A 14,573-nucleotide genomic window follows, 5' to 3' on the forward strand; every position below is an offset into this window, starting at 1 on the left:
TTATAAGATTGGGAAATAAAGATTAAATGTGGTACCCTCATTCAGTTTACTTTCTACAGTAATGTTTCCTGAGTGGTTTTCCATGATTTTTTTGCAAATGGCAAGACCAATCCCGTTTCCGGAATATTCATTTTTGGCATGCAGCCGCTGAAAGATAGTAAAAATTTTAAGTAAATGATTTTGTTCCATTCCGATTCCGTTGTCCTTGATTTGAATTTTCAAATATTGTTCGGTCTGATTGGGCACTTCAGATTCAAAATTTTCGATTTGAAAAATTTGAATAATAGGAGCACCTTCTTTTTTGCCATATTTAATGGCGTTCGAAATCAGATTAGAAAAAAGCTGACGCATTTGCACTCTTGAAGCTTTTAAAGTAGGCAGTTTTCCGATCTCGATAACTGCTTTTTTATCAGATATTATAATTTCGAGATCATCGCTTACTTCCCTGATTATATCTGCGAGGTTAACGTTTGTGCGTTCTTCCTGCGCAGTATGAGAAGAATAGCTGACCAAATCATCTATAAGCGAATTTAATCTTAAGGCAGCTGATTTCATGACATTCATAGATTTGGCATCAGCTTCAGAAAGGTAGCTGGCATCTATTCTTCCATTATACATTACAATTTTTCGAAGCGGTTCTTTAAGATCATGTGATATTACATGAATAAATTCCTCCAGATTTGCGTTTATTCTGTTTAATTCATGAATTTTTTCTTCGAGATCTTTTTGATGCTTTATTAATGCATCTTCGTGCTTTTTCTTCTCCGTTAGGTCTGTAATCACAATTCCAATTCCCTGAACAGCGGGTTCAAGATCGGTTACGGCAATGTAGGCAGGAAAAGTATTTCTGTAAGTTTCTGTTTTAAATACAATTTCATGTGTTGTGATACCATATTTTAAAGCTTCGAGAATAGGTACAAAATTGTCCTTACTATTGAAGTATTCATAAATATAAGTTCCAATTATTTTTTCGGCAGGAATACCAATAAGTTTCGAGAAATAGTCGTTACAATATAATACGAGTCCATTTCTTGAAATACTTAGGGCGCCTTGTCCAAATTTTTCAATTAAGAGCCTAAAAGTATAATCAGCAGTTTCTAACGAATAAAGTTGCGGAGTTCCATTTGCATTCACTACCAAGGCATCAACATCTCCCTGTTTTATAGCATCAACAATACTATTAGACTCATAAAGTTGTTCTTTCAGGGCAGCTATTTCAGCTTGTAGGGATTCTATATTTGTATTATTGTCCTTCAAATTATTCGCGTATGTTTAGTATTTTTAATACCTTTTCTTTGTCTGATAGATCTCCAAGAATTATTCGTCTTGGAGCAGGATTTATTTTTATCAGAGTAGGTATCGCCACTATTTGATGTATTGCTGCCTGCTCTGTATCGCGACTAATGTCTATAATTTCTAACTCGTAATCATCTTTGAGATATTGGTCGCAGATTTTACGCAGGTTTTCGATAGCATGACCTGACTTAACAGACATACCCGAAACAAAAAGCATAAATTGATGTTTGGTTGTACTTGAGCCATCAGATGAATCATCCATTATTCTAAGAGTTTAAGGGTTTTATATTAAGCCCAACAAGTACTCGTTCCTCATTCGAAAGATCGCCAATGATCTTGCGAATGGGTTCTGGAAATTTTCTCACTAAAGTAGGTACAGCAAAAATCTGATCGCCTTCTGCCAATTGCGGATTTTTAAGCAAATCTACAATTTCGATGCTGTAAATTCCTTTTAGATGCTCTTCGGCATATTTTTTTATATTTTCCAGTGCCGTTATTGATTTTGGCGTTTGACCCGCAATATATAATCGTAATTGCCATTCGGCTACAGCTTCTTTTTTCATTTTAGTCTATTTTTTTTTAGAAGACAGTTTTTCCTGTAATTCCTCTGTAGCTTTCAGAATACTTAATTCTTCTTCTGCAGATTCGAATTCATTTTTGAGCGCTTCAATATTGGCTTCAAGAACCCTGCGTTTGCGCTCGATTTCCCTGTCTTTTCTACTAATTTCGTTCTGAAGTTTAATATCAGAAATTGTTTTCTTGAACTGATGTGTTTTTCTTGCAGCACCTGTCAGAATACCCTGAGGACCTAATTCGACATCCAGTAATTCTATACCATTATTGGTAATCACAAATTCCCTTACCTGATTAGAATGGCCCATTCCTCTGGCTTTTACAATAAATATCCCACGGTTTCTTTCGCCAATTCCTTCCATATCACGAACAGTAATCCAGGTATCAACCAACGATGATACAGATTCTTCTGCAAGATCAGGTCTAAAATTATCCGTTTGTTTGTTTAATGACGTAAAAAGAGCCGTAATATTGTTTGCCTTCAGCATATCAATCAGCCTCACCAGCATCGAACGTACTTCATGTTCACTTCCCACGGTAATTAGATTACTAATAGGATCGATAATAATAGTAGTAGGTTTAAACTCCCTGATTAATTTTCGAAGTGTAAGCAAATGCAGCTCAAGACCGTTTAATGACGGACGTGAAGAATGTATTTGCAAAGTACCGTTGTCAATATGCTTTTGAAGATTGACATTGATTGATTTCATGTTACGAACCAATTGCTGAGGTGATTCTTCAAACGCAAAATAAATTGTTTTTTCTTTTTTCTCGCATTGCTCATTCGCAAAGTAACATGCAATGGTAGTTTTTGCCGTTCCTGCTGTTCCGGATACTAATATATTACTGCCGCGATAAAACCCGCCGCCCTGAAACATTTCGTTTAATCCCGGAACTCCCGTAGAAATAACATCCGAAGAGACTTCATTATCCAGTTTTAATGATGTAATAGGCAATACCGAAATTCCGTCTTCGTCAATAAGAAAAGGATATTCGTTTGTACCATGTGTAGACCCTCTGTATTTTACAATACGAAGTCTTCTGGTCGAAACCTGCTCAATAACACGATGATCCAGAACGATTACACAATCTGAAACGTATTCTTCCAGTCCCTGACGCGTTAAAGTTGCTTCACCACGTTCTCCGGTAATAATTGCTGTTACACCTTTGGTTTTTAGCCAATGAAATAATCTTCGCAACTCTGCTCTAAGAATCGCCTGATTGTCAAGGCCTGCAAAAAGAGATTCTATAGTATCAAGTACAACGCGTTTTGCTTTTATAGAATCAATGGCGTGTCCTAACCTGATGAATAAACCATCAAGATCGTATTCGCCTGCTTCTTCAATTTCAGATCTTTCAACTCTTACATGATCTACAACGAGTTTTTTATCTTTTTTCAGCTTTTCCAGATCAAAGCCAAGTGATTTTACGTTTAAAGTAAGGTCATCCGAAGGTTCTTCAAAAGACATGAAAACTCCGGGTTCGTTATATTCTGTAATACCTTTAATAAGGAATTGCATTGATAACAATGTCTTTCCGCAGCCGGCACCACCGCAGATTAAAGTTGGCCGTCCTTTCGGAAATCCGCCATCAGTAATCTCATCAAGGCCGTCTACTCCCGTAGGAGTTTTGGGAAATAAAAAACTATGTGATTTTGATTTTTCTTGCACGCTATTTAATATTCTAGTTACTCAAATATACGTTTTCCTAGAATATTAACAATCAATATTTATTAAAGATTTAACAGCTGTTTATTGTGAAAAAAAATATTTAAATAACACATTGTATATAAGCGTGAGCATGTTATGAAAAATTATTAATGCTGTAAATCATTTATTTCTGTTTTAATTTTTAGAACGGAGTTGCTCAATATTTTTAGTAAAAATTTTTTTATCAGAACTGGTTGTGGCCAATTCAAGGGCCTTTTGAAAATGTTGCAAAGCCTTCTTATTATCATAACCCGGATATAAATTTCTGAGTAAAGGATATTTCAAATGCATTAAACAAAAGGGAATAGTAATTAGCTATTCCCTTGTTTTGAATATGTAATGTTTAAAATAAGAATCAAATTATTTAATAATGATTGTCATATTGGGAGTGATAATACCAGTTGTGGTACCAGAATTGCGTTGAGCATACACTTCGATATAATCATTATTTGATAATTCAACAGAGGCACTTAGCGGAAGCACAACAATATCGAGCGCCTGTAAACCTTTTCCGTAAATTTTATACTGTGTTATTGGAGTTCCATTTTTGGCAATATAAATGATGTAGGTTCCTGCATTTGTTACCTGAAAAGAGATCGAACCTGCTATTTGAAAAATCCTTTTCTTTTTGCCCAAATATCTTAATCGATTATAATTGTTTGGAGTTAAATCATTTGCGAATCTAAATAAGTTATAAGATGTAGATATACCATTTACTTTTATAATATTACTGGGAGTATTACTGTCAAAATTAGTTGCGGCACCACTATTAACGGGATAATCCATTGAAAAATCTCCAACTGCATTTGCATCTGCTTCAGTAGGTATTCCGGCAGATCTTACACTCCAACTGTTGTTAAAATTATATCCGGTATATGCACCTGCAGTATAAGGTTTTACATAACCAGTACTATTAGCACCTGTAAAAACAACCGATTCTAGTACAGCATCGCCACTTATAACAGGGTTTGCTGATACATCAAATCCTATAGCACTACCCTCAACCTGACTAAAACCGCCTTGCTTCTCTACAAGGGTAAAAGTTCCTGTAAGTTTTTCATAAGTTCCGGTATTATTAGCAAACCATCCCTGGTTACTAAGTAATAGTTGGTTAATGTTATTGTAAACGATTCCGTTTGTATTTGCAGAAAACTGAATGATACTTAAAAATACTAATCCGAAACCTGAAATTGTACCCACTGCATTAGAATTTGCCACAACACAATCCCTAAATATTAAATTTTGACTTGCTGCCCCACTAAGATTAAAGACATTTCCAGCTGTAGCTATAATGGTGACACCTTTGATGCTTCCTCCATTTGCTCCTTCAAATAGATTTCCTGTTGATTTAATGATAATATCGTTATTGGTATCTAATCCCTGAACATAGGCATTGTTTAAATCAATAGGAAAATTAAATGGTACTGTACCATTAATTTCATACAGGGTATTAGCATTTAAAACATATTTTGATCCTCCTCCGGCAGCAAGTTCAGCAGCTAAAACCGTTGCCAAAACATCTGTAGATTTTATACGTTTAAAATTGATTCGACCTGGTACACCGCTAACAATTGGTACCCAGGCACCGGTTGAATAATAATAAAATGCTTTCAAATCAGTATCATAAACAATTAATCCCTCTGCCGGAGTTGCAATAGCATTTTTTTGTGTCGTTCCCATTCTGGGCGTCAACATTCCTTTTGTGCCGGACGTAACATCCAAAACAGAACTTATATTGGGTGTTATCGTTCCAATCCCGATCTGAGCATTTCCTGTTAAAGCAAAAAGAAGAAAAAACAGCAGTACTATTTTATTATTTCGAAGAGAAGATGTAGTGATCATAATTTTTAATTTTAGTTAGTTGGGGTATCTTTTATTTACCTGAATTTGATATGATAATTTTTTCAGTGAATCTTTGATCATCAATAGTTAAGAATTCTGTAATGTAAACGCCGCTGCTTAATCCGCTGGTCGAAAAAGTATAATTCTGATCAGTTCCCAGATCTTTTTTTGATAGTGCAGTTTTGCCTAAAACATCATATAATCTAAATGATTTTAGATTGAAATTATTAGGATTTTCGACTCTTAGCTTACTATTAGTATTATCCTGGATAATGAAGAATTTTTTCGCAGTATAGTCACCAACGCCAAGTTTAGGAGTCTCTTTAAAGGTGATTTTAAAGCGGTCATTGTATACTCCGGGCGCAACAGTTGCGAGATACGTTCCATTTTTAATATCATGATAAGAATCATCAAGCGCATCATAAATGTAAATCTTCTGTGTGTTGTCGAAGTTGACCACCTCCGGAATAGAAAATTTAAAACTAGCTGTAGCGGTAACTTTTACAGTAAGTGCAATTTTCTTTGTTTCATCAAAATTAATCCCCTGAATAACGTAACTGCCGTTTTCTATTAAAAAAGTAACATCGTTAGGGAGTGCATCATCCATATTTAGGGCATCGATTCCATAATCAACTGCATCGGTAGCCGTTGGTACAAAAGCTAATGCTAGTTGTCTTGTAAATTGATTGTCAATGATGGTGTTTAATCTAAAATGCGAAACCTCTTCCGGAACTTCTTCTTCAGAATTTTCTTCTTTGGCGTTTTTTTCTATTGGCATTTGTCTTTCAAATTGAGACGAACCAGTGCCTTCTTTCATGAACATCCTATGACTATTTTTGAATGTGGCTGTTCCGTCTGCAATGGCACTAATAACAAATCCCTGACCTATAGGAGAATATTTTCTACTTATTATAAGTCCGGATGATGAGCCACCGGTGTTGACTGAACCATCTCCGTTGTATGAACTAAAAGTTGCGGGTGTATAGATACCAGCAGATCCCAAACTTACAGCAGAATACGTTCCGTAGCCTCCTCTGTAATTGATAAGAGTATGAGAGTTTACTGTTTTGTCCTGTTCCCAAAAATAGGCAATGCCACCAGTTGCCGCGTTAGAACCATCTAAAAGAAAAGCATTTAGGTGCAAAGCTGATGGATATGGATTCCCGGTTAGGGTTGCATTATTGATGCCTAAATTGATAGTGATAGTACCATCATTTGGTTTTCCTATAAAATCATATCTCTGTGCACTTCCGGGATTATTAGTTACTCCGGTGCCTTCAGGATCTGTTGCATCTGTTCCGCTAGTACCTTTCATAGAAAAACCTACACCGGGAGGCAATGTTGCAGTTCCGCCAACGAAAACCCATTGCGAATAATTATTGGCGTTAATGAGCTTATAAATCCACTTTGAAGCTATTGCCAGTGGGTTAGAGGTTCCGTTAGAATTGCTTGCAGGTAAAATAGCAGCTGTTGTCGAGGCGATCGAACTTGTTGGTTTGCTTAACATCATAATTCCAAAGCTTTCATTTCCGGATGCAGCAGAAGCATTTCCTACCGGGGAACACCAATAGTTATAATCAAAATTGTCTGAAGTGCCTTCCTGATAAACAGACACAACACCTAATCCTGTATTGATAGACGCTCCCGAAGTTCCTTGTAATAACTGCGAATTATTTCTTAAATATAAATTTGAACTTGACGCTAAATTGATATCCTGCTGAACATATAAAACTTCATTTTTTACATACATACTGGCATTAGTACTAAAATAAATCTGTGAGATCGATTTTGTAGTTACCAGCATCAAAATGAGTAAAGTAGTTTTCTTCATGATTTTTATTTTTTAGGACATTAATAGCGTTTGTTTTTGCTCGTATCGTTGATTTTTTTTGATTTTTTTGACAAACGATTATGAGGTAGGTTTTGGCCTCTTTAAAAGAAAAAAGATGCCTAGCAAAATGCCGCTTGCGAATAATATAGAGATTTCGCTGTCTATTGGTACAGGATCACCTACAGGAGGCGGGATAGATCGAGGCTGCGGAGGCTCAGGAGCAGCAACACCTTTAAATGTTATACTAAAGCATAAGAGTAGTAATAACTGTAACTTTCTAATTTTCATATGATATTTTTAGATTTGGGTAAATAAAATTCATGAAATCGAAATTAATTTTACCTTATTGAAGAATCAATTGGTAAGAATAATGGTATAAAAAATAAGAACGGCTTGTAGTAAAATAGTTATTTAAGAGAATCCAGTATGATGTTTAATCTGTTGGCAGAGAGTGAATAATAGCACAATGTGTTAATTTGTGAAACAATCTCATGATCATTTCACTTTAATCTTGTAATAAGTAAGCTTTTCGTACTTTTAAGTTCTATTTAGGTTTAATAGAAGTAGGTAGGTGTTTTTTAAATGTATTGAAAAATTATTATTAATTTTAAATATTTTTAAAAAATTAATATAAAAACATTTTAAATGATGAAAAATTCTTAAAATTTGATCAAATACATTGAGAATTTTTTATTTCAGAAAAAATATCGCCTGATAAAATAATGGCTAACTTTTAAGTGAAATTCTTTTCTTAAATAAGAAGTTTTGCGTGACAATTTTTAACTTAAATTAAAACGGCAGGCAAAAGAAAGATTGTTGTTTGAAGGAATATCTCAATTAAAAAGACTTTGTGCTTTAGTCAATTTTTTTTGAAAGTTCCAGCATGTTTTTGTTGATGATATTTTTATCAGAATTGGTTTTGGCTAAGCCAAAGGCGGTTTGAAAATGTTGCAAAGCTTTCTGATTATCATAACCCGAATATAAATTTCCGAGTAAAGAATAGTAAAAATGATTATCCGCTAATTGCAGTTTTTCTGCTTCAACAATTGCTCCTTGTTTACCTATTACTTTAGATAAAACATAGGTTCTGTTTAAAGCTACAATTGGAGAATATTCTAGAATAATTAGATTGTTATACAATTCTAAAATATGTTCCCATTTTTCAGCAGTATCTTTCTTCTGGGTGTGCCAGTACGCTATTCCGGCTTCGAGATGATATTTAGAAAGTGTATTTCCAGTTGATGATTGACTCAAAAAATAAGTTCCTTTATCTATTAATTCCTGATTCCAAAGTGATTCATCCTGATCCTGATACAAAATAATCTCGCCGTTTTCAGTGGTTCGGGCCTCGAATCTTGAAGAATGAAAACACATCAAAGCCATTAACGCATTGGTTGCCGGTAAATGGGTCGTTTTATTCTGAATTAATAAATAAGTCAGACGCATGGCTTCGGCACAAAGATCTTTTCGTAAAGTAGTATTTTGCGAAGTAGAGTAGTAGCCCTCAGAAAATAAAAGATAAATGGTTTTAAGCACAGTATCGATGCGTTCTTTTATTTCAGTAGGGTTTGGGTTTTGAATTTTAATGTTTTCTTCCTTGAGTTTTTCTTTCGCACGATTGATTCTTTTGTAAATCACTTCTTTGTTCGAAAGAAAAGCATCAGCAATTTCGTTGATTCCAAAACCGCATAATAAATTAAGGGCAAGTGCAATCTGAGCTTCATCAGAATTGCTGGGATTACAAACCGTAAATAGCATGGCCAATTGGCTATCAGCAATATTCTGGTCTGATAAATCAATTTCGATTTCGGGATTGTTTATTGGGGAATTGTATTTTATTTCGGTGACGATTTTCTTTTCGAAAATGTCATTTCGCTTAAAGTAGTTTTTCGTTTTATTTTTAGCCACGGTATACAACCAGGCTGTTGGATTTTCAGGAATTCCTTTTATCGCCCACGTTTCGGATGCCGTCAGGAAAGTATCGCTCACAATATCCTCGGCAATCTCAATATGATGAATGCCAAACAAATTGCATAAAACCGAAACAATTTTTTGATACTCGGTTCTGAATAAATGAGGGATGAGTTCCTGGTTCATAAAGCTAAAGGTAAATAAATTCCAATACTAAATTTTAACATGAGATAAATTCCAAATTCCAATGAATTGCCCACGGGTTTTACGGATTAAGCGGGTTTTCGCGGGTTTATTTTTTGCAATATTTTCAAAGTTTGTCTGCGCATTTTTGTCATCCCGAGGAACGAGGGATCTCCGTAAGTAGCTCTACAAAGATTGGCGATTTTGATTGGGGAGTTTCTCGCGGAGATCCCTCGTTCCTCGGGATGACAAGAATTATGGTTACGTTGTAAATAATTTTCGCCACAGATTTCACAGATTAAAATGATTTAAGAATCTTGTCAAAGTTTGAAAAACTTTGACAAGATGATAAACATTGCAAAAAAAAAATCCGCGAAAACCCGTTTAATCAGTAAAATCCGTGGCCAATCATATGTATTGGAATTTGGAATTTAAAAAATTGGAATTTCAATTATTCTACATCGCCTGACGTATCTCTACATTTCCACCCAAGTCCAAAACGGGACATCCCTGAGCTATTTCGGCAGCTTCGTCATAATCTGTGGCTTTTATGATGATCAATCCGCCAATAGATTCTTTGATTTCTACAAACGGTCCGTTTGTAATTCCTTTTGCTTTGCTTACCACTTTTCCCTGTCCGTCCCATTTTTGTAAAGGCCTTGCCAGTTTATCTTGTGCTGCCAGACCTCCAAACCAGTTTTGCCATTGTTTCAAATGTTGCTGTAATTCTTCCGGCGAAGGCTGATTTTCTTTGGTTGTAAAATCTCTTCTGAATATTAATATGAATTCGTTCATTGTTTTTATTTTAAAGTTTAAAAGGGCCATTTTATAAAAATGATTTTAAAAAAGACTGTCTTTTATCTGAGATATAAATTTAATGTTTTACACCAAATAAAAAACAGCCTGATGTATTTATCCAAATTGCCCCACTCTGTAAGTTCCCGGAGTATTAGGAAAAGCAAGGTTAAAACGATTCCATGTATTAATGGTGGTAATTACCAGCGTAAGGTCGATCAATTCTTCGTCCGAAAATTCACTTTTTGCTACAGCATAAACATCGTCATGAACCTGACAAGCTGTTACAGCTTCCGCCCAAGCCAATGCAGCTCTTTCTCTTGAAGTATAATACGGAGTTTCTCTCCAGGCACTTAAACCAAATAAACGTTGAGGTGTTTCGCCGGTTGCCAAAGCTTCTTTGGAATGCATGTCTAAACAATACGCACAACTGTTGATTTGTGATACTCTAAAATCGACTAAATCTAGTAATGATTTTTCAAGTCCTGATTTTTTGATATAACCAGTAATTGCAAATAAAGTACTTAACGCTTTTTGACCTTTTTCGAATGCATTAATTCTAGTTTCCATAATGTATAATTTTTAATGTTATACTCTAATGACAACTGAACTTTCGAGATTGGACAAATTTTCGAAAAAAAAATATACTTTTTTTTAAAATATTTCTAAAACACTTGATTTTGCTGGGTTTTAATTTATAATTAAATCGATGTTTTTAGAATAGTTAGACAATAAAGGCTTGCCATTAAAACTATTTGTCATTGTCCACGGTACAAGTTGTCCTTTTTCGATGATTTCTTTTTTAGAATAAACCATACTAAAATACATTTCTAAATCATTTGGATTTTCCGGCATGGGTTTATTTTTTGATGCTTCGGGAATATCTTCGTAATAATATCTGGATCTTTTTAAAACCGGATATTTGTTTAATAAATATTCATTTAAAGTAAATCTCGGCCCATCACCTTGGTATAAATCATCAAATAAAATTGGTGTAATAGTCAGACTTTTAATATTCTGCTTTAAACTTTTATATTGCTTTGAAGTGGTAGAAAAATCAGATTCCTTCAAATTATCTTTATCAGACAATTGCCTGATAACCGAAAGACGGACGTAATCGCCATTGATTTCGATAACCTTAAATACAAAATAATATTTTTGGTAGCTCTGACTTCCGTTAATACCAGTTTCCTTGCTAAAAATAAAACTTCCCAATTGCAGTTGATGTTCTTTGGTATTCAGGGCTTTTTTCCACATAAAAGGCTTGTAGACTTTTTCTTTTAAGACATAAAAAGCAATTACAACAATAACAGAAATCAGCAGTATTTTTTTCATTTGTTTGGATAGTAGGAGCGAAGTGATTGTACAAATATCTACAAATTTTGATTAGGATCGAAGAAAAAATAATTGCCACTCCCGATAGCTATCGGGATAAAAGAGTAAAATGATTTTTTAAAATATCTGGTAAATCTGCGTGCAAAAAAATTAAACACATAGAGACATAGCTTTTAGGATCGTGTAAAAGGGATTTCATTTAGAATATTACCGCATAGTGCAATCAAGAAACAATACGAGAAAAATAGCCACTGCCGATTGCTATTGGGATAAAAAATTAACACATAGAGACATAGCTTTTAGGATCGTGTAAAAGGCGTTTCACTTAGAATATTACCGCATAGTGCAATCGTTAAAGGATGCGAGAAATTAACAGCCACTCCCGATTGCTATTGGGATAAAATGTTTAAAGTTTTTTTTTTTTAAGATCTGATAAATCTGCTTAATCTGCGTGAAAAAAATTAAACACATAGAGACATAGCTTTTAGGATCGTGTAAAAGGCGTTTCACTTGCAAATATTACCGCATAGTGCAATCGTTAAAGGATGCGAGAAATTAACAGCCACTCCCGATAGCTATCGGGATAAAATGTTTAAAAGAATTTTTTTTAAAGATCTGCTGAATCTGCAAAATCTGCGAGAAAAAAAATTAACATTAGATTGGTAGTGTAAATATATGTCACCCCGATGGGGTTTAGCGTTACGGATTTTTGATTTTTTATAAATATAACTGTGACTTTTTATCAGTAGATAAAAAAAGAAAAAAGAAAGCTCCAGAGGAGCGTTATATTTATAGAAAATATATTGGTATTTTATTCAAAGCTCCATCGGAGCGATATATAAAAAGAAAACGTTTCTAAAAAAAACAAAACGCTATGAGTTTTATTACAAATGAAATGACTTTTTAAGCTATCAAATCTATGTCTCTATCTGTTTAAAAAAAATAAGCGCAAAGTTTATTAAGAATCCAGCCAATTCTTAAAATTATTAATCTCTTTTTTGCTTAAAATAATAGGTTCAGTATCCGGAATAGCAACATTCAGTAAAATCTCGATTTTCTGGCTCGAATGTTTTATTATTTCCTGAATATGAAGACGGTTGATGATGTATTTTCGATTTATTTTAAAGAAAATATCAGGATTAAGTTTATTGATCAGATCTTTTAGATTGCTATTGTAGAGATAATTACTTCCGGAATCGGTGTAGATAAACAGATGTTTTCCTGTGGCATAAAAATAAGTAATCGAAGTATCATTGATAGAAAGAAGTTTGTCCCTGTGATTGACCAAAAAATGTTGCTGAACGCTGCTTTGATTTTCAATTTCGACCAAAGATTCGACAATCAGGTTGGTATTAAACGTTTCTTTTATGTTTTTGTATTTGAGTAAAGCTTCGTGTAATTCTTCTTCTTCATAAGGTTTTAGAAGATAATCTATCGTAAAGTGTTTGAAAACTTTTACGGCATAAGAATCGTACGCAGTAATAAAAATAACGGGACATGAAACAATCGCTTGCTCAAAAATGTCAAGACTTTTACCGTCGCCCAAATGAATATCCATAAAGGCAAGATCAACGGTATTTACTTTAAAAAAAGCAACGGCATCTTTTACAGATTTCAGCACCGTTATTTCATTAATCGAAATGATACTTTGCTGTTCTAAGATGGATTTGAGATAGCTTGAAGCCAAATGTTCGTCTTCAATAATAACTACTTTCATTACGTTTAATTTTCTGTAAAGTTAAAAAAAAAGCTCCGTTAAAAACGGAGCTAATTTTATTACAATTCAGGATTGTTTAAACGGGCATCAAGAGGAAACGGCAGCGTATAACGCGGATCATTTTCTATTAATGTATAATCCTGATCATTAAAAGTGTGATTGATTTGTTGTTGAGTTGTTCGTCGCAAATCAAACCAACGGTGACCTTCTACAGCAAACTCACGTTGTCTTTCCTGAGCTATAAAATCAAGAAGCTGAGTTTGTGTCATGGCAGCAATCGATGTACTTAATGTGTTAAAAGCTGTTGCAGTATATCTGTTTTTGATAAAAGTTATTACAGTTGTTCTTGCTGTTGGAAGATCACTTAATTGTGCAGATGCTTCTGCTTTTGTCAAGTACAATTCAGCGGTTCTGAAAGTACATTTTTGAGCGATATCACCACCTTTTTTAAATCTGAATCTGCTTCCGCTTGCCTGATAATACAAAGCAAAACGCAAGTCGTTTGTTTTATCATAAACGCCTGTTAAAGTTGGCGCAGCATATGATGTACCTTTTAAAAGATTGAAAAAAGGATCTTCAAGTGCCAATATAGATTCCGGACCGTTATAAAGGTTAGGTAACGCAGCTGTAGTGTTTAAATTGATTAAAGCACTTTTGTATGTCATTGCTTTATCTGCAGCTGCAATGGCTTTTGCCCATTCTTTTCTGTAAAGGAAAATACGAGATTCCATAGCATATAATGCAGCCTTAGAAAAACGGTAATTAATACCCGTTGTCTGAGTGTCTAAATTCAATAATTTTTTAGCCTCTTCGTTATCAGATAAAATCTGGTCGTAAATAACAGCAACACTTTGAGGAACATAAGCCTGCTCCAAATCTATTTTTAAAGCCAACGGAACACCTTTGTCTGTTGCAGCTGTTGCAGCATTGTAAGGTTTACTAAATATGTTCAGTAAATCAAAGTAAGTTAAGGCTCTTAATGCATAGGCTTCTCCAATTAACTGGTCTTTCTCTGCAGAAGGTGCTAATTTTGCGCTTGCTTCATTGATGATTACATTGGTATAGAAAATTCTGTTGTACAAAGCCGAATAAGGAAAACTATTGGTAGTTTTATCAGGATTGACATCTTTCCAGATATAATGATCTCTGTAGAAAGTGGCATTATCATTAAATTCATCCAAAACCAATTCGTCTGTTCTAATAGCAGATAATGCTTTATGAATAGCTGTTATAGAATAGCCTTTTGTCATTATTGCTCTATAATCAGTTAAGGTTTCCGGAATTACTTTACCTACTGGCTCAACATCAAGATAGTGGTCGCAGCTTACAGTCGTAATGGCTACACCGGCAAAGAATACGTATTTTAATATATTTTTCATTT

The 14,573-nt window shown here is 34.3% G+C and carries 12 protein-coding genes; all 12 read right to left on the bottom strand.

Features of this window, described 5'->3' with window-relative positions:
- The 12 genes from B0M43_RS15385 to B0M43_RS15440 all read right to left on the bottom strand — a co-directional run bounded on the left by B0M43_RS15385 (position 1) and on the right by B0M43_RS15440 (position 14,571).
- Positions 1 to 1,257, bottom strand: a complete 1,257-nt coding sequence (locus tag B0M43_RS15385) for an ATP-binding protein (RefSeq protein ID WP_078007441.1) — start codon at positions 1,255 to 1,257, stop codon at positions 1 to 3.
- A 1-nt stretch (position 1,258) separates the two neighbouring features.
- A complete protein-coding gene (locus tag B0M43_RS15390) occupies positions 1,259 to 1,558 on the bottom strand; it encodes a circadian clock KaiB family protein (protein ID WP_065449742.1) in 300 nt (99 codons plus the stop codon).
- A gap of 4 nt (positions 1,559 to 1,562) precedes the next feature.
- The gene (locus B0M43_RS15395) at positions 1,563 to 1,859 is read right to left on the bottom strand and encodes a circadian clock KaiB family protein (RefSeq protein ID WP_055092894.1); all 297 of its coding nucleotides are present in this window, start codon (positions 1,857 to 1,859) and stop codon (positions 1,563 to 1,565) included.
- 6 nt (positions 1,860 to 1,865) lie between these two features.
- On the bottom strand, positions 1,866 to 3,539 hold the full coding sequence (kaiC, locus tag B0M43_RS15400; RefSeq protein ID WP_078007440.1) for a circadian clock protein KaiC: 1,674 nt from the start codon (positions 3,537 to 3,539) through the stop codon (positions 1,866 to 1,868).
- 399 nt (positions 3,540 to 3,938) lie between these two features.
- Complete coding sequence (locus tag B0M43_RS15405; RefSeq protein WP_168199948.1) at positions 3,939 to 5,420, bottom strand: hypothetical protein; 1,482 nt, start codon at positions 5,418 to 5,420, stop codon at positions 3,939 to 3,941.
- Positions 5,421 to 5,451: 31 nt separating this feature from the next.
- On the bottom strand, positions 5,452 to 7,251 hold the full coding sequence (locus B0M43_RS15410; protein WP_246860132.1) for a T9SS type A sorting domain-containing protein: 1,800 nt from the start codon (positions 7,249 to 7,251) through the stop codon (positions 5,452 to 5,454).
- A gap of 855 nt (positions 7,252 to 8,106) precedes the next feature.
- Positions 8,107 to 9,348 carry an RNA polymerase sigma factor gene (locus B0M43_RS15415; RefSeq protein ID WP_078007438.1) on the bottom strand — a complete coding sequence of 414 codons (1,242 nt, stop codon included), beginning with the start codon at positions 9,346 to 9,348 and terminating at the stop codon, positions 8,107 to 8,109.
- Positions 9,349 to 9,801: 453 nt separating this feature from the next.
- Positions 9,802 to 10,140: a YciI family protein gene (locus B0M43_RS15420; RefSeq protein ID WP_078007607.1), complete on the bottom strand. Its 339-nt coding sequence runs from the start codon at positions 10,138 to 10,140 to the stop codon at positions 9,802 to 9,804.
- Between the two features lie 117 nt (positions 10,141 to 10,257).
- On the bottom strand, positions 10,258 to 10,710 hold the full coding sequence (locus tag B0M43_RS15425) for a carboxymuconolactone decarboxylase family protein (protein ID WP_078007437.1): 453 nt from the start codon (positions 10,708 to 10,710) through the stop codon (positions 10,258 to 10,260).
- Positions 10,711 to 10,830: 120 nt separating this feature from the next.
- Positions 10,831 to 11,475 (bottom strand): hypothetical protein, encoded by a 645-nt coding sequence (locus tag B0M43_RS15430; RefSeq protein ID WP_078007436.1) that lies wholly within the window; start codon positions 11,473 to 11,475, stop codon positions 10,831 to 10,833.
- Between the two features lie 958 nt (positions 11,476 to 12,433).
- Positions 12,434 to 13,192 carry a LytTR family DNA-binding domain-containing protein gene (locus tag B0M43_RS15435; RefSeq protein ID WP_078007435.1) on the bottom strand — a complete coding sequence of 253 codons (759 nt, stop codon included), beginning with the start codon at positions 13,190 to 13,192 and terminating at the stop codon, positions 12,434 to 12,436.
- Positions 13,193 to 13,251: 59 nt separating this feature from the next.
- Entirely contained in the window at positions 13,252 to 14,571 is a 1,320-nt protein-coding gene (locus tag B0M43_RS15440) for a RagB/SusD family nutrient uptake outer membrane protein (protein ID WP_078007434.1), read from the bottom strand.
- Between the last annotated feature and the right edge of the window lie 2 nt (positions 14,572 to 14,573).

It is taken from the genome of Flavobacterium sp. KBS0721 (genome assembly GCF_002007065.3).
Taxonomy (GTDB): domain Bacteria; phylum Bacteroidota; class Bacteroidia; order Flavobacteriales; family Flavobacteriaceae; genus Flavobacterium; species Flavobacterium piscis.

What these genes read in the sequence shown, in the direction of transcription:
- B0M43_RS15420 (WP_078007607.1), bottom strand. Translation starts at nt 10,140, where the DNA reads ATGAACGAATTCATATTAATATTCAGAAGAGATTTTACAACCAAAGAA.
- B0M43_RS15410 (WP_246860132.1), bottom strand. Translation starts at nt 7,251, where the DNA reads ATGAAGAAAACTACTTTACTCATTTTGATGCTGGTAACTACAAAATCG.
- B0M43_RS15440 (WP_078007434.1), bottom strand. Translation starts at nt 14,571, where the DNA reads ATGAAAAATATATTAAAATACGTATTCTTTGCCGGTGTAGCCATTACG.
- B0M43_RS15425 (WP_078007437.1), bottom strand. Translation starts at nt 10,710, where the DNA reads ATGGAAACTAGAATTAATGCATTCGAAAAAGGTCAAAAAGCGTTAAGT.
- B0M43_RS15415 (WP_078007438.1), bottom strand. Translation starts at nt 9,348, where the DNA reads ATGAACCAGGAACTCATCCCTCATTTATTCAGAACCGAGTATCAAAAA.
- B0M43_RS15435 (WP_078007435.1), bottom strand. Translation starts at nt 13,192, where the DNA reads ATGAAAGTAGTTATTATTGAAGACGAACATTTGGCTTCAAGCTATCTC.
- B0M43_RS15390 (WP_065449742.1), bottom strand. Translation starts at nt 1,558, where the DNA reads ATGGATGATTCATCTGATGGCTCAAGTACAACCAAACATCAATTTATG.
- B0M43_RS15430 (WP_078007436.1), bottom strand. Translation starts at nt 11,475, where the DNA reads ATGAAAAAAATACTGCTGATTTCTGTTATTGTTGTAATTGCTTTTTAT.
- B0M43_RS15405 (WP_168199948.1), bottom strand. Translation starts at nt 5,420, where the DNA reads ATGATCACTACATCTTCTCTTCGAAATAATAAAATAGTACTGCTGTTT.
- B0M43_RS15395 (WP_055092894.1), bottom strand. Translation starts at nt 1,859, where the DNA reads ATGAAAAAAGAAGCTGTAGCCGAATGGCAATTACGATTATATATTGCG.